Raw genomic sequence first — 22,155 nt, 5'->3', positions numbered from 1 at the left:
TTTGCGCAGGTCAGGGTCTAGGCACTAGGTCCCTGGTAGATCGCACTTTCGGGGTCTAGGGGAGCCTCTAGACCTAGAGGGGTCACCCTCTAGACCTAGAGGCGATCCGGGGGTTAGGAAGCCGCCCCGGAACCCCGCTTGCCGTCACGCTGAGTTACTGCGGTGAGGATGTCGTCGCGGGCGATGCCGATGCGGTTCGCCCCCTTGCCGCCGCCCTCGGGCGTGCCCCACACCTGACCGGTCTTGATGCCGTACGGCTTGAGGGCGGTGGTGAGCTGAGCGGTCTTCGCGCCGCCCTCCAGAGCCGACCATGCGCCGTAGGCGTCGGGGCGCAGCTCGCCGAGGCGATCCACCACGACCTCGTTCCACACCTTGGCCTCGGCCGGCGGGACCACGGCCAGGATGTCGGCCAGCAGGTCGAACGCCGGGGCGGCCTGCTCGGGGCGCTCGCCGAGGGCGTGCCCGGACAGCACGCCCAGGCCGTTGCGCAGGGCGTGGGCGCGGTCGGCGATGAGCTGGGTGGTCGGGGTGTCGAGGTAGCCGGACTTGACCACCTTGGGCATCGGGGTCGCGCCGACCAGGTAGCCGGTACCGGCGTCGCCGCCCTTGTCCGGCGGGCCGGGGACGAACAGCGTGGCGCGGATGCCGTTCTGATACGACGACGTACCCAGGATCATGTCGTTTTCGAGCTGGCCGGCCACCCGCAGGCAGAACCGGATGGTGACGTTCGCGCTGATGCCGGTGGGCAGGCTGCGCTTGTCCGGGCGCTGGGTGGCCAGGATGAGAATCACGCCGAGGGCGCGACCGAGCTTGATGATGAACTCCGCGTCCTCACCCGCTTTGGCCCCGTACTCCTCGTGGGCGAACAGGTTCTGGCACTCATCGAAGATGGCCACCAGCGGGTGCAGGCCCAGCGATCGCTTATCGGCGATTGCCCTGGTGACCTTCTTGTCCGGGCACAGGTCCGGGGGCAGCGCCTTGAGCGCGGCGGCGCGCCGCATGACCTCCTTGCGCAGCAGCGTCAGGGAGTCGGCGGCGTAGGCGATGGCCTCGTCTTCGATGCCGGAGACGTAGCGGTGGCAGTTCTGCTCGTGCGGGTCGAGGTCGCCGGTGCCCTTGAGCTCATGTATCCACAGCTCAGTGGACGGGTCCAGGGCCGCACCGGAGGCCAGCACCCGCACTGAGGCGGTCTTGCCCTGGCCAGGCTGGGAGCCGATGAGGATGTTCTGTTCGATGAGGGGGACGGTGATGGGGCGGCCGCGCGGGTCGGCCCCGAACGGGATGCCCTTGAACACGTCGTGGCTGGCTGCCTTGACCAGCGGCGACTTCACGACGGTCCGGGACAGGTCCTTGTCGCCGACCCACAGGATCAGCCGTCCCTCGTGGATGGTGGAATCGCCCTCGGGCCAGATGCAGCCCAGCGGGCGGCGCAGCGCGCCGGACATCCGGTCGCGCTTGTCCAGCACATCGCCCACGGTCACGCCGTGCGGCAGGTCCAGGTCGGCGCGCCAGCCGGGACCGTCGCGGGTGATCGGGGCGACGAACCGGATGGCGTCCTTGGGGTTCTTGGACATGGCTTGGGTGATGCCGGAGATGCCGAGGGTGGTCAGCGCGCGGATGACGATGTCACTGGTCAGCTTCTCCACCGTGGAGGCCAGCACGGCGCGTTCGATCAGCGGGCGATCGGCGGGTCTGCCGAGGATGCCGAGCGCCGCCAGGGCCACGCCCAGCGCTGCCCATTGCAGGGCGGTCGGCGCGGCGGTCACCATCAGCGCTGCGATCAGCAGCGTGGCCAGCGTGACCAGCGCGATCGGGACTCGCAGGCGGACCCGTGAATCACGCTGGCGGGACAGTTTTAGGTACGCCTCGTAGTCGGCCTTTTGCACGGTGGCGAGGCGTACCGGCTCGCCTTCCAGGTCGAAGGTCCAGCGCAGCATGCCGCCGACCAGCCGGGCCAGGCCGCGCGGGGAGCGGACGAGGAGCCGTCCGGCATACATCGGCGTGCGGGCGATCTGGTAGGCGGTCACGTAGACGTAGTGCTGGCCGAGCCAGCCGAGGGTTTGCAGCGCTTCGGCGCGCGAGCGCAGCCACAGCGGCACCACGGGGCGGCGGGTGCGCAGCTTGGCTTCCAGCTCGGCACGCCAGTCGCGGTGCTCGTCTCCGGGCTGGTCTACGCGGACGATTCCCTCGTGCGGGGGCGGACCGTCCGCCGCGCCGTCCGCTCTGTCGTCCGTTCTGTCGTCCGCCGGGGTGGGGGCGGACGGGTCCGGGTCGCCGTTGCGGGCGGGCAGCATCCCGTACGGCAGTCGTCCGGCACGCGCCGAGGCGATCGGGACGACCTCAGCGCCCTTGCCGTCCGCGCCGTCGTCCGTCCAGTCGTCCGGGGTGCTATTCGGGTGGGGGTCGGCGGAAAGGTCCGCGCGGACGGTCCGCGCGTCGTCCGGGTTGTGGTCCGGATCCGCCTTGGGGCGGTCGGCGGGGTTGATCGGGTCATGCGTCATGATGTGGTCACCTCGTGCTCGAAGCGGGTTGCGGGGTGGCCCGGGGCGCGGCTTGGTTCTTGGCGGAATGGGCCGCGTCCCGGGGGTCGGTGGCATCGGGCCGGCGCGGGAGCGGTCCGCGCGCCGTCCGGTGAACAAGGGGTGCAGCAGAGAGCGGACGGCACGGACGGTCCTCGGGTAAGGGCCGTCCGTGCTATGGGTCAGGCGGACTCGCCGTCCGGCTGGCGCTGGGCCGGTATGAGGTTGGCGGGTGCTTCGCTCTTGAGTCGGGCCAGCAGTGCCGAGGCGCGTTCGGACGAAAGGGACTGTCCGGTGGCGCGGACGGCGGCCAGCAGTCGGTCACGGGTCAGGGTGAGGCCCTGGGCCTCGTGGGCGGTGGCGATCTGCCAGCCGAGCGGCATCAGGTCATCGACATCCGCCGGGGGCGCGCTGCGCTTGGCCGGCCGGGGGCGCTTGCCCTTCGCGCTTGATGTGGCGGGGGGCGTGCGCGGCGGCGCGGGCGGCAGCTCGGCACGCGCCGGGGCGGACGGGGCCGACTCGATGCGCTCCACCAGAGTGGCCCGCTCGCGGATCGCGTCCACCTTGGCGGCCACGATCGCGGCGGCCTCAGGGTTGACATCCACGCGGGCGTACTCGACGGCGCGGCGATAGGCTCGCTCCCACGCCCTGTGCGCCCTCCTGATGGCCTTGTCATTGCCGCCGGCCTGTGCGACGTGCAGGTTGTAGATGGCGCGCACGTACAGATCCAGGCGGCGCTCACGGGCGATGTCGTTGGTGTCCCTGGTTGTCGGGTCGGCCAGCCCCAGCCAGATCAGCACGCGCGTCGGGCTGATCGCCCATTGAAGGGAGCTGGTCCGGCCGGTGAGTGCTTTGCGCTCAACCTGGAGCGACCGCTCCCAGAGCCAACCCGCCACCATGGTCACGGCCAGACGGCCGAACGCCTCGGAGATGGACGCGGCATGCGAGGCGGACAGAACGCCGGACAGAGCGGCGAACATCCACACCGCTTTGCCATCAGGGCCGGTCGTGTACGGCGGTTCCTTCAGGCTGTCCCGAGCGCGAAGGGCGGACACGAGCATCGCCAGCTCGACGAACGCACAGGCCAGGAATGCGGCGATCGGGTGGAAGCCGAGTACGTCCTTGAGCCACATGAACATGCCCTGTGCGGCGATGGCGGAGGCCAGAAAAGCCGACAGGTACGTGAGGCGGTTCGCCCAGGGGACAGGCTTTTGAGGGTCGCCGGAAAGCGGGTCGGTGTCGGCCTCCCGGGAGCGGCGACGGGCCTTGACCATCCGGATGCACACGACCATGAGCAGGACGTTGAGAGCCCCGGTTGCGGCCAGGCCGATGTTCGTCGGCGTGGCCAATTCGACCAGGCGGCCGGTAATGCTGTTGATGAAGTCGAACATGCCTCAGCCCTCCTTCCAGGGCGGGTCAGCGGCGGTGATGGTGACGATGATCTGGTCCAGGTCGTCATCGACCCGTTCCAGAACCGATTGCGCGTTGCGGTGCTCGTTGTCGAGTTGCGTGGTGAGGTAGTCGCGGAGGTCGAGCAGTCTCGCGCGGATCTCGTGCGGACTCATGCGGCGGCCTCCTGTGCGCAGTCCAGGCAGGTGCCGAGGTGACGCGGCAGCACGTAGCCGACATCGCGCTCACACACCGGGCAGGTCCGGCGGGCGGCGTTGGCTTTGGCCAGGGCGGCGCGCTGGCGCGGGCTGGGGTGGCGTTTGGGCAGCGCGAACCGCACGTCGTACAGGTAGGCGGCACGCACGCCGGGCGCGCCGTGTCGGCGCGAGCACCACAGCACTTGGGCCTGTACACCCTGACCGCCGGGGCGCAGCCCTTCGGCGGTGAGTTGGCGAAGGGTCAGCAGGTGCGGCGGGGCCATCTTCCACGGGTAGGTGGGGATGCCATATCGCTGGCCGGTCGGGTCCCAGAAGCGGGCACGGATGGTCGACATCACGCCACCTCCGCCACAGTCGCCGGGACGTAGGTGCTGAGCAGGTGGGCGGCGAAGTAGCGCACCACATCGGCCAGGATGGGGGCATCCAGCAGGCCCAGCCACCAGTCCGGTTCGGTGTCTTCGGCCATGCCCATGGCCTGTCGCAGGTCGGCGAAAGTGCCCACGCGGATACGGGTCGGCATGCCGTAGGCGCCGGTCAGGTCGGCGGCCAGGCCGTCGCGGTCGTGGCATCCCCGGATGTCGAGGAAGCGGCCGGCCGGAGTGATGACGCCCACATGCGTCCACTCCCAGCCGTCCTCACGCCGGCGTTCGACCAGGCCGTAAGCCCAACCGGTGGCCTCGTGGAGGGCCGCAGCCAGCAGCCAGCAGAACCCCCAGGCGAAGAACTCATCGGCGTCATCGTCGATCACGCCGGGGTGCAGGACCAGGCGGGTCAAGCCGCGCCGGTTGGTGGGCTGCGAGGGGCAGAACTCCACCGGCACACGCTCGAACGGACGGCCGGCGGCGGCCTGCGCGAGGTGGGGATAAATGGTGGTCATGAGCGGGTGCCCCCTTCCCGGCAGGGGTAGGCGTCGGTGTTGCGGCTGGCCGCGTCGGTCGCGTCAGTGGTGTCAAGCTGGCGCGCGTTGATGGCGTTCAGCGCTTCGTGGGTGAGGAATCCGGCGAGGAAGCTCACCAGGCAGACCGCCAGGGTGATCAGCGTGTCGGGGGTGGCCATCACGCCACCTCCAGACCGGGCAGGTGTCGAGCGGCGCGAGCGCGCATCGCCTCGGACAGCTCAACCATCTGGGCGTAGGTGTCGATCTCGGCGGCGGTAAGGCCGGCCCAGATGCCGAAGGTCGGACGGACCTTCCGGGCGTACTGGGCGCACACCTCGCTCGCCGGGCAGGTGGCGCATACCTCGCGCGCCACGGCCTCACGGGCGGCGTGCTCGGCGCTCGTTTCGATCAGCGCGCGCGGGCCGGTGTGCAGCTCCGGGTCGTAGGTGCATTCGGGCAGCGGCGGGTCTCCATCCCCGCCCCAGGTCGTTTCGATCTCGGCGAGCGACATACGCGCCGGGTGGATCGGCAGGTCCGAACGAACCATGATGGTGGTACTCCTTTGGGAGTCGAGCGGGGGCGGCTCAGGTCTTGGCGGATGAGGGCCGCCCCCAGCGGGGTGAGAGGGGTCACTTGCTGATGGCCTTGATGAACTCGGCGAGCTGGTGCGCGCCGGTCACGATCGCCTCAAAGGCCCACTTGACGGCTACGGCAGCGCCCTGCGGGTCGGTGAAGAGGTAGATGACAAAGCCGATCAGGAACAGCGTCGGCAGGAACCGGCCGACACCCTTGGCAGGCTGCATCTGCATGTGAAGCTCCTTGGGGTAAGCGAACCGGCGCGAGGTTGCCGGACGTGCCCCGGCAGGGAGTCGAACCCTGCCTGCGACCATCGGGGCGGTAGAGCGGAGGATCAGCCGAGCAGGTCCCGCAGCATGGCCCGGTGGGCGCGGAACACCTGACCGCCGTAAACGGTGCTGAGGTGGGCATCCAGGGCGTCGTAGCTGTCGGCGTGAGCCCAGACGGCGCGCTTGGCGTCGTCGGCACCGACCACGGTGGGCAGTGCGGCGCGGGGCATGATGCCCAGGTAGAACCGGACGGGCACGGTGACCATCCATGCCTCATCGCTGGCGCGGGGGTCAGGCACGTACCGGACGGGGAGCGGCTGGCGAGATGCGCTTTCCAGGTTGAGGCAGGTCTCTTCGGCCAGCTCGCGAACCGCCGCGAGCACGGGGTCTTCGCCGGGCTCTACGTGTCCGCCGGGAACGGCCCAGCCGTGACCGTCTGAGCGTTCGACCATGACCAGCCAGAGGCCGGCCTCGGTGTCGGCGGTGACGATGGCGTCGGCGGCCAACGCCTCACCCCAGTGGCCCAGTTCGTTGCGGCCATAGCGGATGCCCGTCTGTTCGCACGGGTTGACGGGGCGGCCGTCGATCACGTCGAACGGGATCGCGGCGGCGGCCTGGCGGCTGGTCCAGTCGATCTGTGTGGGATCGCTCTGCGGGTCCGCCCAGCCTTCCTGGACGCCTCGGGTGAGCACGTCGGGGTGCGTGAACGTCGCGTACGTGGTCATGTGGATTCCTTCGGATCGGGTTGCGGGATCTCGGCATCTCAGGCAGGCCGAAGCGCCCCGGCAGGGAGTCGAACCCTGCCGGCGACCATCGGGGCGAAAATGGCGCGGTAGGCCGCGCGGTTGCGGGTCAGCCGGGAGCCACCTCGACATAGACGCGAACCTTGGGTTGGGTAGGGGCCGAAGGACATAGCCCCTTGATCGCGGTAATGCAGAACGTCTCGCGCAGGGTCAGCACGGCGTCGGCCACCTCGGCCGGCGTTCCGGTCAGGCGAATGGACAGCATCAGGACTCCCTTGGGTGTGTGACAGAGGCACGAGCGGCGAAGAGGTGCCCCGGCAGGGAGTCGAACCCTGCCTGCGACCATCGGGGCGATCTCGGACGGTCAGTTGCCGTGCGCAGGGCTTTCCCTGCACGGGCCGCCTTTTCAGTGGGAGGCGGTGGCCCTGTCGTCGCTATTGAGTTCTCAAGTGATCAGGTGCGCCAGCCCGTCGGCGTGCGGCTTGCGCCGCCTTCCCGTGTCTTCCGGCTGTGCAGGTTGTCCAGCCTGGCTAGGCAGGTTGTACAAGCATCATGCTGACTGGCCTGCCTAGGCATGTCAAGAGACATGCTTAAGTTGCCTAGGAATGATGGCCAGGTTCCGGTTAAGCTGTGGGGCATGCAACTTGATCCGGATGACCCACGTCCGCCGTATTTGCAGGTAGCCCACCAACTGAGGGCCGCGATCCTCACGAGAAAGCTCAATCCCGGCGACAAGCTTCCGTCTGGCCCCGAGCTGGCGAAGCAGTTCGGCGTTGCCCGCATGACCGTTCAGCAGGCCGTCCGTCAACTCCGTGATGAGGGCCTGGTGGTCACAAGACAGGGAAGCGGCGTGTTCGTTCGCGAGCGGACCGCACGACCGGTTGGCCTACGCCCTCACATCGAGCAGGCGTTCAAGCGCTCAGAAGTCTCGATAGAGTTTGCGGGCTTCTCTGGCGAGACACTTCACGGCGCAATCCAAGAACCACTCGACAACATCCGGGTCGGCAAGCTCGTGCCCGAGAGCATCACCATCCGCATCCTCATCCCGGACACGTCCCGTCCGTGGTCGATGCCGTGCCGCGTAGACAACCTCGAAGATGAGCCTCTGTTTCGGAAGCGCGCAGAGCGGATCGCCTCCCGCCACGCTCAGGCCATCGTGGAATCCGTACAGGAACTCAAGGATCTTGGCCTCGTGGCATCGGCGTCTGCCGACGTGCGCATCTGTGGCGAACCGCCACGTTTCAAGCTCTACGTGATCAATGGCGAAGAGGCGTTCTTCGGCTTCTATCCGGTCACCAAACACACCGTTGCCCTCGGTGGAGAACCGCAGGCCATCTATGACCTGATGGGCAAGGATGCGGAGCTGTTCCACTTCGCCTTGAGCGATGGAGAGGATTCGGCGTCAGGTCAGTTCGTCGTACAGTCCCGCGCTTGGTTCGACAGCGTATGGAACACCGTCGCGCGAGAAATCGCGTGATAGCGCACATGGAAACGCTCGCAGCCATACAGGAGACGATGCGGAAAGCTCAGTGCGTCCTACTCGACTTCGACGGCCCGATCTGTGACATCTTCGCGGGCCTACCCGCGCCGCAGGTGGCAGCATCACTGCGCAGTTTCCTCGCTACGCATGATGTTGAGATCCCACCGGAGGTACAGGCCCTTGATGACCCGCTGGCGGTCTTTCGATTCAGCGGGCAACTTGGCCCGGATGTAAGCCGCATCACACGGGACATGTTGACCAGGCTCGAAGTAGAAGCGGTTCAAACTGCGCGTCCGACTCCCGGGGCCGCTGATCTTATCCAGCAGTCGAAACGCCTCGGCAAGGCCGTAGCAGTGGTCAGCAACAATTCGGCCATGGCAGTAACGGCCTACCTGCAACGAACCCATCTCGGGGAAGCGATCGACTACGTGTCCGCTCGCGTCGATCCAGATCCAAGTCTCATGAAGCCGAACCCGCACTTGGTACGTCAGGTGCTCCAACGGCTCATCATCGAGCCGTCAGCGAGCGTGCTCGTGGGTGACTCTACGACTGACATGGAGGTGTGCAGAGCGACAGGCGTTGTCGCGGTCGGGTACGCCAACCGCCCTGGCAAGGCGGTCAGACTCCAAGCAGCGGGCGCTGACCACATCGTGACGAGCATGATGCAGCTGCTTTCCGCCGAGTCTCCATAGCCAAGGCCGCTGAGAGCGCCACAGAGGGCCGAACCCGCACGTCGTGATGTCATGTCATCAAGATAAAGTTGGTCTTGTTAGAAAGCCTCTCAGCGCTTCCACATCGTCCGGTCGGGGGTCTCATTTTGGGTCTCAGTTCACAGCCGTCCGGGTCCGTTCAAGCGGGGCCGCATACCGCCTCTTCGCCTGCTCAGAATGGATCTCGGACGGCCCCGTATTGAGATCAGCAGGCTTGGAAAGCGTGTATAGGGCAACCTATCAGGGGTTCAAATCCCCTATCCTCCGCGCCTGGTTGAGGCAGTAAACGCCAAGGGGCCGACCCCATCCAAGTCGGCCCCTTCGCTATGTCCAGTCCCAGTTCGAGTCTCAGCGGTTCGCTCGGGAACTCCCAGGATCAGCAGGACGTCATCACGTCAGCAAGGGAGTCCGCTGTGGTCAGCGGATAAGCAGGAACTCGGGCGCGCCGGAGGGCGTGCGGATCTCACCGAGTGCGCGCAGGAAGCGGCGGCCGTGGGAGTAGTCAGTGGGAAGCCAATCAGTGATGCGAGTGATGCCCTCCGCCCGTAGGTCGTGGCGGATGTGGCGGGCGAGCCTGGCAGCTACGGCCTGTCCGCGCCGAGTACGAGTGATCACAAAGTCGGTGAACTTGCACATGTCAGGTGATGGCTGCTGAAGCTGCAGCTCTACGGTGCCGAGCACTTCCCCAGCGGTCACGTCACCCATCGGTCGCCTCTCATAGGCCCATTCGTACAGATCACATATCCGCACCGCGTCCTTCGGCTCGGCTTCTCGCACCCGCACGTGGCCGTCCTCGCCGACCACCGCGACGTACCGGATGCGATTGTCCGAGCACGGCGTGAAGCGCATGTGCCAGCGCGAACAGAGCGGGTCCCAGTGGTAGGCGAACCAGACCAGCGACGCGGCCAGGTCGGGATGAGCGCCGGCCCACTGGTCGTCGAAGAAGAACCACTGATCGAAGAGTTCGCTCCCGCCGTGGACGAACATCTGAGCCACATGTTCACCCGTCCGGATGACGGTGCGCAGGCGCTCACGCTCGGTTTCGGGCGTGACAGCCTCGATGAGGCGCAGCGCCTCGGCGTGTGAGCGGGGCGATTCAGGCCGCTCCTCCGACGACAGGCTGTAGGTGGGCCAGCGGTTGCAGCGCTCAAGTGCGGCGGCGATGCCGTTCTCGGTGGGCGCGACCAGCGCGCGCAGGATCTCCAGTTCCAGCGGCCACTCCTCCGTGGAGGTGTCGAGGTCGCGCAGCACTGCGCCGAGCTGCGTGAGGCGCACACCGGGTAAGGCGTACGTGTGATTCCAGCCGATGCAGTCACGGAGCGCCTTGAAGGTGAGCCAGATCGCGTAGACGACTCCCTCTCCGGGCGGCGGGTGTTCGGTCAGGGAGATGGTGTCCAGCGGCGATGTGAACACTGGACGGCTCGCGAACGGGGCCGCACTGTCGGGCAGCGGTCCATCGTGTACGGCGAAGGACCATCGTCCCGGGTTGGCCGCGACGGCGTCGTCGTCCACGAGGTAGTAGGCCACGTCATGGTGGAGGCCGTTGGCCAGGATCCGGATGCTGTGCTCGTCGACGTTGCACTGATAGACGTCCGGGATCCGCGTTCTGGCCAGGACGCGCAGTTCACGCATGTCCAGCGGTGCCTGGCCGCCGCCCGAGAAGAGCCAAGGCAGGCCGTAAAGGTCTGTGCCGAGCTCTCGAATGAGCAAGTCGCAGGCGTCGTCCAGGTCGCAGACGTCGTTCCAGATGCCGCGGACCCAGCCCAGCACTGACGGCTCGGGCAGATGCCGTACCGACTTGCCCAGGATTCCTTGGTCCCACGATCGGTGGATCACGTACATACGCCCTGCCTCGTGATCGCCGGAATGGGCATCCTAGTGATCGTTGCGCCGCCGGGCAGCCCAGGCGGCGGTATTTGCCTGGGGCCGTGCCGTACTCGCGTTTGAAGGCGTTGGCGGAGGCGAACTCCGAGCCGTAGCCGGCAGCCGAGAGCTGGCGGCGCTGATCGACAAGGGCGTGGTGGAGGTCGAGGCGGACGCGCGCCTGCTGGAGTCCCTGGCAGACGTGCACCGTGCCGCCGAGCGTGGCACGACTCGCGGAAAGATCATACTAAAGGTGGAAAAATGACTACGGCAGGTGCCCGGCCCGTTCAAGCTCGCCGCGCACCAGTCGGCCGGTCCCACCCGGTCAGGGTCGTAGCGCCCGTCACGCAGAACTCGTTTCCTTCTGGATCACGCATCACCGTCCACGTGTCCGGGTTGTCCAGGGAAGCCGGATCTTGCCGTACCTCGACCAACTGGGCTCCAGCCTCGACCAGCCGCGCGACTTCGGCCTCCATCGAGTCTGAGGCCACCAGGTCCAGGTGCAGCCGGTTCTTGCCCGCCTTGGGCTCGGGCACCTTCATGAAGTACAGCGATCCGCCGACACCGGCGGGGTCGCTGACTTGAAACTCGTCGGGGTTGCGTTGGTTGACCTTGTACGCCAGCACCCGCGCCCAGAACTCGGCCTGGCGATGCGGGTCACGGCAATCCACGACGACAGTCAGCAGTGAAACCGACATCTCGACCACCCCCATCACCAAGCGTAGCCAGTCGCCTCCAGAGCTCGCCTGGAGGTCAGGGACAGGCGGGCTACCAAGTCGCCCGGCGCGACCGGCGGGCCAGGAGCTTGCCCAGTTCCCATAGGAGCAGGAGCGCGAGAGCGGACAGCAGAGCCCAGCCGAACTGCCGCAGATTGATCTCGGTCGTACCGAGGACGCGCTGGAACCCGTCCATCTGGGTCACCAGCACCGCCAGTGCGAACTGGGCCAGAGCCACCCAGTTCATCTGCTTGCTGTCGAACGTGCTCGGCGTCAGCACCGAGTCCGTCTCGCTGCGGCATTCGTACGCGGCCACGATCAGGCAGAGCGCGAAGGCGGTGAACGCCATCGAGTTCCCGATCGCGACACTGCCGTAGTAGGACACCCCGAGCTTGATCAGTCCGAGCAGGATCACCGTGAGCGCCAGTCCGCTGAGCCCGACCGTCAGGATCACGGGCCGGGTCAGCACCGACTCCCCCCGGGGACGCGGCCTGCGCCGCATGAGGCCCGGGCTCTCCTTGTCGAAGCCCAGGGCGAAGCCGAACGAGGCGTTGACCACGAAGTGGATCCACAGGACCTGCGGCGGGGTGAAGGGCTCGCCGCCCGCGATGTTGAAGATCGTCGCCCCGAGAAAGGTCAGCACGAACGTGACCAGGAGCAGGAGTACGAAACGGATGTACTTGGTCAGGTTGTCGTAGAGCATGCGGCCCTGCTCCACGGCGAACACGATCGTGGCGAAGTTGTCGTCGGAGAGGATCATCCGTCCGGCGTTCTTCGCCACCTCCGTTCCGCTGCCCATCGCGATGCCGATGTCGGCGGACTTGATGGCGGGCGCGTCGTTGACGCCGTCACCGGTCATCGCCACCACGTCGCCCTTCCTCTTGAGCGTGGCGGCCAGCAGCACCTTGTGTTCCGGAGCCACCCTCCCCAGCACACCGATGTCGTCGATGCGGGCCACCTGCTCGTGCTCGGGAAGCGCGGCGAATTCGGCGCCGAGCATGGCCTCTCCGGGGATTCCGAGCTGCCGGGCGATGGCGGCGCCGGTGGTGACGTCGTCCCCGGTGACCATGCGGACCCGGATGTGGGCGGCCTGGGCGCTCGCCACGGCGGCGCCGGACTCCTCGCGCGGCGGATCGACCATGCCGACGAGGCTCGTCATCCGCAGCTCCGTGACGTAGGCGAGCAGATCGCCGTCGGGGTCGAAGCCGGACGGATCCAGGTCGCGGGTGGCCGCCGCCATCACCCGGCGCCCCTCACCGCCCATGCGCTCGGTCTGCTGCTGGGCGCGCCGCCTGAGCTCGGTGTCCCACGGGATCGTCGCGCCCGCGGACAGTGCTGTCGCCGCGCGGGCCATCACCGCCGGAGCGGCGCCCTTGACGAAGCATCGCACCACCGGCCGGCCCGAGGCGTCGGTGGCGGAGTTGAAGGTGGCCATGAGCTTGTAGCTCGGATCGAACGGCAGGGTGGCGATGCGGGACAGGCGCTCACGGGTGGCTTCGATGTCCAGCCCGGCCTTGTGGGCCAGCACGAGGAACGCGCCCTCCGTAGGATCGCCCACGACGTCGCCGTCCACCAGTTTGGCGTCGTTCGCGACCAGATACGGGAGGATCGCGTCCTCCATGCCGGCGGAGGAGCCCGCGGCGTGATGGATCTTCCCTTCGAGTCCGTAGCCCGTACCCGAGACGGTGTACCGGTCCGTGGGGCTCACGACCTCGACCACCGTCATCTGGTTCATCGTCAGGGTGCCGGTCTTGTCCGAGTTGATCGCCGACGTGAACGCCAGGGTCTCCACCGACGGAAGCTCCTTGACGATCGCGTTCCGCTTCGCCAGGTTGAGGCTGCCGACGGAGAGGATCGCCTGCGTCACCGTCGGCAGGGCCTCCGGAATGGCGGCGATGGCCAGGGAGACCGCGCTGACGAAGAGCACGTCCCACGGCTGGCCGCGGCTCCGTCCCAGGGCGAACATCACGATCATGGTCAGGCCCGCCGCCGCGGTGATCCACAGCGTCAGGGTGTCGAGCTCCTTGGTGAGCGGCGGCTCCTCCTTCTCGGTGACCGCCAGCATCCCGGAGATCTTCCCGAGCTCCGTGCTCCGGCCGGTCCCCGTGATGACGAGAACACCGCTGCCGTGGGTGACCGGGGTGTTCATGAACGCCATGTTCGACTGCTCCCCCGGCCCGAGCGGGACGTCCGGGAGTGTTCCGGTGTCCTTCGCGGCGGGAACGCTCTCGCCGGTGAGTGCCGACTCGTCGATCTGCAGCGCGAAGGCCTCGATGATCCGTCCGTCCGCCGGGACCTGGTCACCGGCGGCGATGAGCACGACGTCGCCCACCACGAGCTGTTCAGCCGGGATCTCCGACTCGGATCCGTCGCGCCGCACCCGGGCCGTGGCCCGCAGCATGGACTTCAACGCGTTCATCGCGCTCTCGGCCTTGCCCTCCTGGCGAAGGCCCACGACCGCGTTCAGCAGCGTCAGCACGACGAGCAGGATCGCCGTGGCCCATTGCGCGATCACCATCGACACGACCGCCGCCACCACCAGCACGATCTGCATGTAGCTGCGGTACTGCCGCAGGAACCGCCGCCATGCCGGATCCGGCCTCTCCTCGGGCAGCGCGTTCGGCCCGTACGCGGCCAGCAGTTCGGTGACCCTGGCCGAGGAGAGCCCCGTCCCCGGGTCGACTCCGAACGCGGTGGCGACCTCCCGCGGAGAACGCGCGTACCAGATGTCGGGAGCGACGGGCTGCGCGGCTGCCTGGTTCGACTGCGTCGTCATTGTCAGACCTCCGGTCCGGATCGGTCCGCTCGGTGCCCGGCGGGCCCCTGGATCCGCTAGCCCGGATGGGCCGCCGCGTACGGATCGGCCGGGACCCCGTCGGGAGCCTCGTCCTCCAGCTCCCGCCTCGCGACCTGGAGGTCCTCGCGTGCCTCCTCGCCGACCACCGGATACTGGGGGTCGATGTCCATCAGCGTGTGTGCCAGCACCGCTGCCGTGCAGATGCGCGCGAACCACTTCCGATCGGCAGGCACGACATACCAGGGCGCCCACTTCGTACTGGTCGCCGAGAGCATCTCGGAGAACGCGTGCTGGTAGTCGTCCCACCGCCGGCGCTCCCGGACATCGGCGGCGGAGAACTTCCAGTTCTTCTCCGGCAGGTCGATCCGCTTCATGAAGCGGACGCGCTGCTCCTCCCTGGAAAGGTTCAGGAAGACCTTCACCACCTTGAAGCCGTTGTCCGTCAGGTAGCGCTCCCAGTTGTTGATCTCCCGGTAGCGGCGGTCCCAGATCTCCGGCCCACGCAGGTGCTCCGGCAGCCTCTGCCGTTCGAGGTTCTCCGGGTGCACCCGTACGACCAGGACCTCCTCGTAGTGGGAGCGGTTGAAGATGGCGATGTCACCGCGGGCGGGCAGCCTGCGGGCGTAGCGCCACAGGTAGTCGTGGTCGAGCTCCTCGGAGGACGGCACCTTGAAGCTGCTCACCTTCACACCTTGGGGGTTCACCCCGCTCATGACGTGCCGGATCGTCCCGTCCTTGCCTCCGGCATCCAGCGCCTGCAGGCAGAGCAGCACTCCGAACGTGCTCTGGGCGGCCAGCCGCTCCTGGTACTCGGCGAGCAGCGACACCCCCGCGCGCAGCAACTCGACGCCGGCCTGCTTGCGCAGATCGGCCTTGTAGCGGGGATCGAAGTCCTTGCCCAGGTCCACCCGCGATCCTGGCCTGACTCGCAGCGGCTCGATCAGCCGCGCGATGCGCTCGGCCCTGGTGTCCGCCATCGACGACCCACCCCTTTCCAGTCCGAACGCCATTGGGCCGATCGCGGGCCACCGTGCGTGTTCAGCAAAGTCGGGTTGCTCCGCGGCCGCATCGCCCGCGACGGGTGATTCAACGTCGCGTCGCCCACTACACCCGCCGCCCCCAGGCCGAGATCATGCCGGGTGAGAGGCCGGCGAAGGAGCCCGACGACAGTGACCGCGCCGCCTCGTCGAGCGTCCCGGTGTCCACGAGGCCGGTCCCAAGCATCGCCTCGCGCAGCCGGGCCCAGGTCTCCAGCCAGAACGAGGTGATCGGCCGGCCGCGGGTGAGGGGCGGCACGTACACCTCCGCGCCCACCTCGGCCAGCCCGATCACGCGCAGCCGCCACGGGTACCCGGGCACCCAGGTGATGTCCGTGCCGATGGTCTCCCTCAGGGCCTGCCACATGGCCAGCATGGCCGCCCGGTACGGCGACTCCGGCGACGGTTCGGTGGTGAGGTCGATGGCGTCGCTGACGAGCAGCCGGCCACCGGGGGCCACCAGTGCCGCCAGGCGGGACAGGACCTCCTCGTGGTCCGGCAGGTGCATGAGCAGGAAGCGCGCGTGCACCAGGTCGAAGCGGCCCGGATCGAAGGACGGGTCCGTGATGTCGGCCGCCAGTGGCCGGAGCGTGTCGTCGGCGGCGTCGATCAGGAACCTGATGTCCCGGTCGACGGCGACCACCTCGGCGACGCCGATGTCGTGGGCGAGCCAGCGGGCGATGCCGCCGGTGCCTGCTCCGGCGTCCAGGCAGCGCCACCCGGGACTCACCCCGAGGGCGAGGAGGCGGGCCCGGCTGATCGGGTCGTAGGTCAGGGCTCCGTAGTCGACGCGCTCGGCCTCTCCCGGGCTGTCGGGCTCGAACACGGCCTCGCCGTACCGGCCCGGGGAGCGCTCATCCTCGCCCCGATCGGCCGGCCTGGGTCCGGGTGCCGCTGGTGATGCGGGCATGTCTGCACCCCCTCCCCTGTCCAAGGATAGAAGCGCGTTCCATACGGCCCTGGCCGATCGTTCGGTGGGTGTCCGGGCGGGCATCTATGGGGCGCTTCGGGGAAGCTGTCATCGGGGCTCATCCGAGAAGGGCGGGGCTCATCCGAGAAGGGACGTCGGCGATGGACTTCAGAGACGACGCCAACCTCGACGCCTCCCAGGTGGAGGACGTCGGCGGGAGCGGCGGCGGGGGTGGCGGGTTCCCCGGCGGCCTGGTCATCGGCGGTGGCGGCATCGTCAGCCTGATCGTGATGGTCGCCGTCCTCGTGCTGAACAGCCTCGGCGGCGGGGGCGACAGCCGGCCCGTCCAGCAGCAGCCCACGTCGAACCTCTCCCAGCAGTGCCGGACCGGCAAGGACGCCGACCAGTCGGAGAAGTGCCGGGTGGTGGGCGTGGTCAACAGCATCCAGGACTACTGGAAGGGCGAGGTGTCCGGATACCGCCCCGCGAAGACGGTCCTCTACAGCGGCGGCGTCCGCACCGCCTGCGGCGCGGCCGACTCCTCGGTGGGCCCCTTCTACTGCCCGGCCGACCAGCGGGTCTACTTGGACCTGAGCTTCTTCGACGACCTTCAGAGCCGGTTCGGCGCCAAGGGCGGCCCGTTCTCCCAGGCGTATGTGATCGCCCACGAGTACGGCCACCACGTGCAGAACCTGCTCGGCGCCCTCGAAGGCGGGAGCTCGGTAGCGACCGAGTTGCAGGCGGACTGCTACGCGGGCGTGTGGACCAAGAATGCCGTCGAGACCGGTTTCTACGAGAAGCCGTTCACCGAGACCGAGATCGCCGAGGCGCTCGACGCGGCGGCCGCGGTGGGCGACGACCGCATCCAGCAGCGGACCCAGGGCCGGGTCGATCCCGATTCGTTCACGCACGGGTCCTCGCGGCAGCGCGTCAACGCCTTCCAGACGGGATACGCCTCCGGCCGGCCCAGCCAGTGTGACCCCGCTGACCTGCGTTAACGCTGCGAACAGTACAAGGAGGCAGATTCTCTCCTAAACTCTATGGGGTGATCTTCAAGCTGGTCGGCGACGGACGCCCCTATCCCGAACATGGTCTGACCAACCGAGAGTGGGCCCAGATACCGCCGCGACAGGTCCGGCTCGACTCGCTGATCACCACGAAGGCGATGCTGGACCTGCACTCCCTCCTCGCCGCCGACTCGACGTTCTACGGTGACCTCTTCCCCCACGTGGTGCAGTGGCAGGGCGAGCTGTATCTGGAGGACGGCCTGCACCGGGCGTTGCGGGCCGCGCTCCACCAGCGCTCCATCCTGCACGCCAGGGTGCTGGAGCTATCCGGCTGACCGGAGCCGCGCAACCGGCCGCGAGCACACGACGGGCCCCTGATCCGGATGGATCAGGGGCCCGTTTCGCGAGCGGTGGTGGTGGGATTTGAACCCACGGATGAGTTGCCCCATCACACGCTTTCGAGGCGTGCGCCCTCGGCCACTAGGCGACACCACCGCCGACGAGCTTACCGGATCCGCCGAGTGGCGAAGAACTCCTTTAGGACGGCCGAGCACTCCTCGGACAGCACGCCCATCACCACCTCGGGGCGGTGGTTGAGCCGGCGGTCCCGGACGACGTCCCAGAGCGAGCCCACGGCCCCGCCCTTCTCGTCGACCGCGCCGTACACGATCCGGTCAACCCTGGCCAGCACCGCCGCGCCCGCGCACATCGTGCACGGCTCCAGCGTCACCACGAGCGTGCAGCCGTCCAGCCGCCACCGCCCGCGTTCGCGGGCTGCCCGCCGCAGGGCCAGCACCTCGGCGTGGGCGGTGGGGTCGGCGCCGGACTCCCGGTCGTTGCCCGCGGACGCGAGAACCTCCCCGGCGGCGTCGAGCACCACCGCCCCGACGGGAACCTCACCGCGGGCGCCGGCGGCGACGGCCTCGGCCAGGGCCAGGCGCATCGCCTCGGCGTGGGTCACCGCAGCCGGTCGAGCTCGTCGCCGAACGAGAGCCGCTCGGCGATCACGGAAAGCACGTCGGCGGGGAGCACGCCCTCCTCCATGCTGAGCTCCAGCAGCTCCTCGGAGCTGAGGCCGAGGTCGCTGAGCAGCTCGAAGTCGCCCGCGGGCCGTACGCCGAGGGCGTTGCCCTCCTTCTCGGGCACCACGCCCGCGAACTCGGCGAACAGCTCGCCCAGGCTGTCGGGCACGATCGCGTGCGCGTCGGAGAGGAACACCCTCGGCTCCTCTTCGCCGAGGTAGCGGACGATGGCGAACCACTCGTCCTCCACCTCGACGCAGAGCAGCGCCAGCTCGTCGCCGGCCAGGCCAAGGGCCTCGGTCACGGCGTCGCCGAAGTCGTCGACGATCTCGGCCTGGCTCAGGTCGACCTCCGCCCCGCTCCAGCCGTCGGAGATCTTGACGAAAGCCGCAGAGAAGGTGTTCGCCGCCATTTGTCCAAGCTCCAGAGGGTCAGCCGAAGACCGATTCGATGGCACGCTCGAACGGCTCGGAGAAGCCGAGCCGCGCGGCGATGCTGGACAGCACGTCCTCGGGCAGCAGGTCGATGTCACCGGACAGGATGCCCAGCTCCATCTCGTCCAGCCCCAGGTCGGCGAAGATCGACAGGTCGCCCGCGGGCAGCGCCAGCTCCTCGTCCTGAAGGATCTCGTCGAGCTCGTCCTCGTCGGGGACCGGCACGTCGAGGAAGTCGAGGACCTGCCTGGCCAGCGGGAAGTCCCAGGAGGCGGAGATGTCGGAGAGGAACACATCGATCCGCTCGCCGAGGACGCGCAGCGCCACGAAGAACTCGTCGCCCACCGCGACCAGCCCGATGGTGCCGCTCTCGCTCGGCTGCTGACGCAGCGCCTTGACCAGGCCCTGCAGGTCGGACGTGAGGGCCACCGGGAGCATCTCGGCGTCCCAGCAGTCGTCCTCGCGATAGACCACGATGGCGAAGTCGAACGCGTCTTCGTCTGTCATCGTCCACCCCACCCGATGTGGCCTCTCTCGGCTTCATATCGTTCCAGACACGACCGGCCGCCGTGTGCCGCTCCGACCAAATTGTGATCAAAACCGAAGGCGCGACGTGCCGGTACGTTCCCAACAAGATAGCGTTGTCCCTTATGGAAACCCTCGTCGTCGACCATCCGCTCGTGGCGCACAAGCTCACCACGCTGCGCGATGTCCGCACCGACTCCCCCACGTTCCGCAGGCTGGCGGACGAACTGGTGACGCTGCTGGCGTACGAGGCCACCCGGGACGTCCGCATCACCGACGTGACCGTCCAGACACCGGTCGCCCAGGCGCACGGCGTGCGGATGGCACGCCCGTACCCGCTGGTGGTGCCCATCCTGCGCGCCGGGCTCGGCATGCTCGACGGGATGACGAGGCTGCTTCCCACGGCGGAGGTGGGCTTCCTCGGCATGATCCGCGACGAGTCCACGCTGCAGGCCGAGACGTACGCGACCCGGCTTCCCGACGACCTCTCGGGCCGGCAGTGCTACGTTGTCGATCCGATGCTGGCCACCGGAGGCACGCTGGCCGCGGCCGTGCGGTTCCTGTTCGACAGGGGCGCCGAGGACGTCACGGCGATCTGCCTGCTCGCGGCTCCGGAGGGGCTCGCGTACATGGACAAGGTCTTCGCCGACTCCGGCAAGCCGGTCCGCGTGGTCACCGCGGCGCTCGACGAGCGGCTGAACGAGAGCGGTTACATCGTTCCCGGCCTGGGCGACGCCGGCGACAGGCTCTACGGGGTCGTCTGAGAAATCCCCCTTCCGTCACGTGGAGTGGTCTCTTCGTTACATACTGTTGTCATGTGGGTACGAAGAGAGAGGAAGGCAGCTTCCGCATGGGCGCGAGGGGGCGCGATGAGCGAATTTCCGACCAGCGGAGTGTTCACGTGAGCGAGCACACCGAGGCGGATCCGACGCCGTACGCGGACGTCGAGAGCACGCTGTGCGACGAGTTCGCCGGCGTCCACTCGGCGACCACCGTAACGCGTTGCGTCGAGGCCGCGCACTACGGCGCGCTGGAAGTCACGGGCTACGCGCATCCGAGCCTCGTCGAGCGGATCGCGCGCAAGCACCTTCACGTTCTGGCGCTGGTCGCCAGCGAACGGGGTTAGGCAAGATCATAACCAACCCGTGAAGTTACCTTTACCCCGGCGACCGGGTGGGTAATGTATACGGCGGGTGTAGTGGGGAACGGTACGGAGGCAGACAGTGCAGGTCAAAAAAGTCCTCTCATACGGCGGCATCGCTTTTGCCGCCTACTACCTGCTGGCGCGACCGTCCGACGCCGCGAACGCGGTCAAGGGGGCGTTCGACAGCATGATCAACGCGGCCGACTCGCTGGCCCAATTCGTGAACAACCTCGCATGAGACTTGTGACCCACGGGGACTCAGCCCCGGCGTCGGTCAACCGTTACCTACTCCCCGACGAACAACAGGTCATCATGGTGCGGCGCCACCCGGCCGTGCTGCTCCGTCCCGTCGCCGAGGTCTTCGGCGGCCTGATCCTCGCCGGACTGCTCAGCAAGTTCCTCGGCGAGTCGGGAGGCGGCACGGCTCTCGTGGTCGTGTGGTGGCTCTGGCTGCTGCTTTTGATCCGTTTCGTGTGGAAAGTGGCGGAGTGGTCGGTTGACTACTTCGTTGTCACGTCCAAGCGCATGCTGCTGACCACCGGGTTGATCACCCGCAAAGTGGCGATGATGCCACTGACGAAGGTCACCGACATGAGCTTCAAGCGATCATTGCTGGGCCGTATGCTGGGCTACGGGGAGTTCATCCTGGAATCGGCCGGTCAGGATCAGGCCCTGTCCACCGTCGAGTACATTCCGTACCCTGAGACCCTCTACCTAGAGGTGTGCCAGATGCTTTTCCCCAGCAAGGACAGCGGGGACGATTAATCTCTCCGTGAGGAATTCTTCACGTGGGGATACCAGATTCGGCTACTTCATGCAATCATTGCGTGTTGTTGACCCTTCCCCGCCTTGAGAGATGAGATGCCGAGTCAGGGAACAATCGGTGACCGCGTCCGTGGACTGCGGCTGAACAGGCGGATGTCCCAGGCCCAGCTGGCCGGACCCGACCTGTCTGACAGTTATGTCTCGCTCATCGAGTCGGGTAAGCGCACTCCGACTCCGGTCGTAGCCCGACTCCTGGCCGAGCGCCTGGGGTGCACCACCGAGTTCCTCCTGCACGGGATCGAGCCTCGGCAGCGCATCGACACCGAGCTCGGACTGCGCCACGCCGAGCTCGAGCTCCAGCACGGCGACCCGGTCATCGCGGCCGAGCGCTTCACGGAGATCGTGAAGGCCGCCGACGAGGAGAACGCGATGCTCACCGCGCACGCCCGCTTCGGCAGGGCGCGCGCGCTGGAGGCACAGGGCCGGCTCGGCCAGGCTGTCGAGGCCTTCGAGCGGCTGCGCAGAGAGGCGTCAGCCCACCCGGAGCGGCTGGCCGACCTGCCGCTCACGGTCGCGCTCAGCCGCTGCTACCAGCGGGCGGGCGACCGCCTGCGCGCCCGCGACCTCGCCGCCCACGCGCTGGAGCAGGCGCTGCAGCTGTCCATCACCCAGGGCGAGATCGCCGTCGACCTGGCCGCCGCGATCGTCGAGGCGCGCGGCGAGCTGGAGACCGGCTCCCCGGCGCTGGCCTTCGTCAAGAGGGTGCTGGACGTCAATGGCGTGCCTGACGTAATGGACCGTTCCGCAGAGATCCAGGCCCTCTGGCAGGCGAGCGCCACGGCCGCCGCCGGTGACGACTCCGCCCTGGCTGTCCGCCTGGCCGACGACGCGATCACAGCGGGCCGGTCCAGCAGGCTGGCGCTCCAGTTGGCGCGGACGGCCATGCACTGGGCGATGCTCGCCACGACGCCGATCGACGAGGCCGAGCACCTTGTGGACGCGGCGGCCAAGTCGTTCGCCGGGGCACCGGGCGTCCTGCGGGAGCACGGCGATGCCCTCATCGCGCACGCTCGGGTCAGGCTGCGCCACGCCGACCCGGCGCGGGCCGGCGAGCTGGCGACGGCCGCGCTCGACCTGGCGCACGCCGCTCCGCG

The 22,155-nt window shown here is 68.1% G+C and carries 27 protein-coding genes, 1 tRNA gene and 1 pseudogene; 9 read left to right on the top strand and 20 right to left on the bottom strand.

What is annotated here, in order from left to right; all coding sequences use genetic code 11:
* Positions 1–113 precede the first annotated feature (113 nt).
* From DQW85_RS41335 to DQW85_RS45225, 10 genes are all read right to left on the bottom strand, one after another.
* Positions 114–2,501, bottom strand: coding sequence for a P-loop NTPase family protein (locus DQW85_RS41335; protein WP_113705185.1), 2,388 nt, complete (start codon positions 2,499–2,501; stop codon positions 114–116).
* 200 nt (positions 2,502–2,701) lie between these two features.
* Positions 2,702–3,910 carry a hypothetical protein gene (locus tag DQW85_RS41330; protein ID WP_113705184.1) on the bottom strand — a complete coding sequence of 403 codons (1,209 nt, stop codon included), beginning with the start codon at positions 3,908–3,910 and terminating at the stop codon, positions 2,702–2,704.
* Between the two features lie 3 nt (positions 3,911–3,913).
* Complete coding sequence (locus tag DQW85_RS45230) at positions 3,914–4,084, bottom strand: hypothetical protein (protein WP_162795791.1); 171 nt, start codon at positions 4,082–4,084, stop codon at positions 3,914–3,916.
* Complete coding sequence (locus tag DQW85_RS41325) at positions 4,081–4,461, bottom strand: RRQRL motif-containing zinc-binding protein (RefSeq protein ID WP_113705183.1); 381 nt, start codon at positions 4,459–4,461, stop codon at positions 4,081–4,083. The genes DQW85_RS45230 and DQW85_RS41325 overlap by 4 nt, the downstream gene beginning before the upstream one ends.
* Positions 4,461–5,003 (bottom strand): hypothetical protein, encoded by a 543-nt coding sequence (locus DQW85_RS41320; protein WP_113705182.1) that lies wholly within the window; start codon positions 5,001–5,003, stop codon positions 4,461–4,463. The genes DQW85_RS41325 and DQW85_RS41320 overlap by 1 nt, the downstream gene beginning before the upstream one ends.
* Positions 5,000–5,182 (bottom strand): hypothetical protein, encoded by a 183-nt coding sequence (locus DQW85_RS41315; protein WP_162795790.1) that lies wholly within the window; start codon positions 5,180–5,182, stop codon positions 5,000–5,002. The genes DQW85_RS41320 and DQW85_RS41315 overlap by 4 nt, the downstream gene beginning before the upstream one ends.
* On the bottom strand, positions 5,182–5,550 hold the full coding sequence (locus tag DQW85_RS41310) for a WhiB family transcriptional regulator (protein ID WP_113705180.1): 369 nt from the start codon (positions 5,548–5,550) through the stop codon (positions 5,182–5,184). The genes DQW85_RS41315 and DQW85_RS41310 overlap by 1 nt, the downstream gene beginning before the upstream one ends.
* Positions 5,551–5,632: 82 nt before the next feature.
* The gene (locus DQW85_RS41305) at positions 5,633–5,812 is read right to left on the bottom strand and encodes a hypothetical protein (protein WP_113705179.1); all 180 of its coding nucleotides are present in this window, start codon (positions 5,810–5,812) and stop codon (positions 5,633–5,635) included.
* A 101-nt stretch (positions 5,813–5,913) separates the two neighbouring features.
* Positions 5,914–6,573, bottom strand: coding sequence for an NUDIX domain-containing protein (locus DQW85_RS41300; RefSeq protein WP_113705178.1), 660 nt, complete (start codon positions 6,571–6,573; stop codon positions 5,914–5,916).
* A gap of 127 nt (positions 6,574–6,700) precedes the next feature.
* Positions 6,701–6,856 (bottom strand): hypothetical protein, encoded by a 156-nt coding sequence (locus DQW85_RS45225; RefSeq protein WP_162795789.1) that lies wholly within the window; start codon positions 6,854–6,856, stop codon positions 6,701–6,703.
* Positions 6,857–7,228: 372 nt separating this feature from the next.
* Here DQW85_RS45225 and DQW85_RS41295 point away from each other — a divergent pair, with 372 nt between their 5' ends.
* A complete protein-coding gene (locus DQW85_RS41295) occupies positions 7,229–8,068 on the top strand; it encodes a GntR family transcriptional regulator (RefSeq protein ID WP_205315804.1) in 840 nt (279 codons plus the stop codon).
* Between the two features lie 8 nt (positions 8,069–8,076).
* Positions 8,077–8,763 carry an HAD family hydrolase gene (locus DQW85_RS41290; protein ID WP_162795788.1) on the top strand — a complete coding sequence of 229 codons (687 nt, stop codon included), beginning with the start codon at positions 8,077–8,079 and terminating at the stop codon, positions 8,761–8,763.
* A 435-nt stretch (positions 8,764–9,198) separates the two neighbouring features.
* Here DQW85_RS41290 and DQW85_RS41285 read toward each other — a convergent pair whose 3' ends face one another.
* The 6 genes and pseudogenes from DQW85_RS41285 to DQW85_RS41260 form a co-directional block, all read right to left on the bottom strand.
* Positions 9,199–10,623 carry a GNAT family N-acetyltransferase gene (locus DQW85_RS41285; RefSeq protein WP_162795787.1) on the bottom strand — a complete coding sequence of 475 codons (1,425 nt, stop codon included), beginning with the start codon at positions 10,621–10,623 and terminating at the stop codon, positions 9,199–9,201.
* 64 nt (positions 10,624–10,687) lie between these two features.
* Positions 10,688–10,762: pseudogene (locus DQW85_RS48445) on the bottom strand (AraC family transcriptional regulator); the annotation flags it as partial.
* Between the two features lie 169 nt (positions 10,763–10,931).
* Complete coding sequence (locus DQW85_RS41275) at positions 10,932–11,342, bottom strand: VOC family protein (RefSeq protein WP_113705193.1); 411 nt, start codon at positions 11,340–11,342, stop codon at positions 10,932–10,934.
* Positions 11,343–11,412: 70 nt separating this feature from the next.
* Positions 11,413–14,136, bottom strand: a complete 2,724-nt coding sequence (locus DQW85_RS41270; RefSeq protein WP_113705173.1) for a cation-translocating P-type ATPase — start codon at positions 14,134–14,136, stop codon at positions 11,413–11,415.
* A 56-nt stretch (positions 14,137–14,192) separates the two neighbouring features.
* Entirely contained in the window at positions 14,193–15,134 is a 942-nt protein-coding gene (locus tag DQW85_RS41265) for a polyphosphate kinase 2 family protein (protein WP_113705172.1), read from the bottom strand.
* A 127-nt stretch (positions 15,135–15,261) separates the two neighbouring features.
* Complete coding sequence (locus DQW85_RS41260) at positions 15,262–16,104, bottom strand: class I SAM-dependent methyltransferase (RefSeq protein WP_113705171.1); 843 nt, start codon at positions 16,102–16,104, stop codon at positions 15,262–15,264.
* 161 nt (positions 16,105–16,265) lie between these two features.
* On the opposite strand from DQW85_RS41260, the gene ypfJ reads away from it, so the two are divergent.
* Together ypfJ and DQW85_RS41250 are read left to right on the top strand one after the other, a co-directional pair.
* The gene (gene ypfJ, locus DQW85_RS41255) at positions 16,266–17,102 is read left to right on the top strand and encodes a KPN_02809 family neutral zinc metallopeptidase (RefSeq protein ID WP_113705170.1); all 837 of its coding nucleotides are present in this window, start codon (positions 16,266–16,268) and stop codon (positions 17,100–17,102) included.
* Positions 17,103–17,149: 47 nt separating this feature from the next.
* Positions 17,150–17,446, top strand: coding sequence for a type II toxin-antitoxin system VapB family antitoxin (locus tag DQW85_RS41250; protein WP_113705169.1), 297 nt, complete (start codon positions 17,150–17,152; stop codon positions 17,444–17,446).
* Between the two features lie 73 nt (positions 17,447–17,519).
* Here DQW85_RS41250 and DQW85_RS41245 read toward each other — a convergent pair.
* The 4 genes from DQW85_RS41245 to DQW85_RS41230 form a co-directional block, all read right to left on the bottom strand.
* A tRNA-Ser gene (locus DQW85_RS41245) sits at positions 17,520–17,606 on the bottom strand.
* Positions 17,607–17,616: 10 nt separating this feature from the next.
* Positions 17,617–18,054 (bottom strand): tRNA adenosine(34) deaminase TadA, encoded by a 438-nt coding sequence (tadA, locus tag DQW85_RS41240; RefSeq protein WP_113705192.1) that lies wholly within the window; start codon positions 18,052–18,054, stop codon positions 17,617–17,619.
* Positions 18,055–18,068: 14 nt separating this feature from the next.
* Complete coding sequence (locus DQW85_RS41235; protein WP_113705168.1) at positions 18,069–18,545, bottom strand: tRNA adenosine deaminase-associated protein; 477 nt, start codon at positions 18,543–18,545, stop codon at positions 18,069–18,071.
* Between the two features lie 19 nt (positions 18,546–18,564).
* Positions 18,565–19,074 (bottom strand): tRNA adenosine deaminase-associated protein, encoded by a 510-nt coding sequence (locus DQW85_RS41230; protein WP_113705167.1) that lies wholly within the window; start codon positions 19,072–19,074, stop codon positions 18,565–18,567.
* Positions 19,075–19,217: 143 nt separating this feature from the next.
* Here DQW85_RS41230 and upp point away from each other — a divergent pair, with 143 nt between their 5' ends.
* From upp to DQW85_RS41210, 5 genes are all read left to right on the top strand, one after another.
* Positions 19,218–19,856, top strand: coding sequence for a uracil phosphoribosyltransferase (gene upp / locus DQW85_RS41225; protein WP_113705166.1), 639 nt, complete (start codon positions 19,218–19,220; stop codon positions 19,854–19,856).
* 137 nt (positions 19,857–19,993) lie between these two features.
* Positions 19,994–20,218: a hypothetical protein gene (locus tag DQW85_RS41220; protein WP_113705165.1), complete on the top strand. Its 225-nt coding sequence runs from the start codon at positions 19,994–19,996 to the stop codon at positions 20,216–20,218.
* Between the two features lie 97 nt (positions 20,219–20,315).
* Complete coding sequence (locus DQW85_RS46280; RefSeq protein WP_205315803.1) at positions 20,316–20,474, top strand: hypothetical protein; 159 nt, start codon at positions 20,316–20,318, stop codon at positions 20,472–20,474.
* Positions 20,471–21,001, top strand: a complete 531-nt coding sequence (locus DQW85_RS41215) for a PH domain-containing protein (RefSeq protein ID WP_113705164.1) — start codon at positions 20,471–20,473, stop codon at positions 20,999–21,001. The genes DQW85_RS46280 and DQW85_RS41215 overlap by 4 nt, the downstream gene beginning before the upstream one ends.
* Before the next feature lie 153 nt (positions 21,002–21,154).
* The coding region (locus tag DQW85_RS41210; protein WP_240197760.1) for a helix-turn-helix domain-containing protein at positions 21,155–22,155 on the top strand (1,001 nt) is incomplete at its 3' end.

Source organism: Nonomuraea lactucae, assembly GCF_003313395.1.
Lineage (GTDB): Bacteria > Actinomycetota > Actinomycetes > Streptosporangiales > Streptosporangiaceae > Nonomuraea > Nonomuraea lactucae.
The sequence above is the reverse complement of the archived record's forward strand: the minus strand, read 5'-3'. Positions and strand labels throughout refer to the sequence as shown.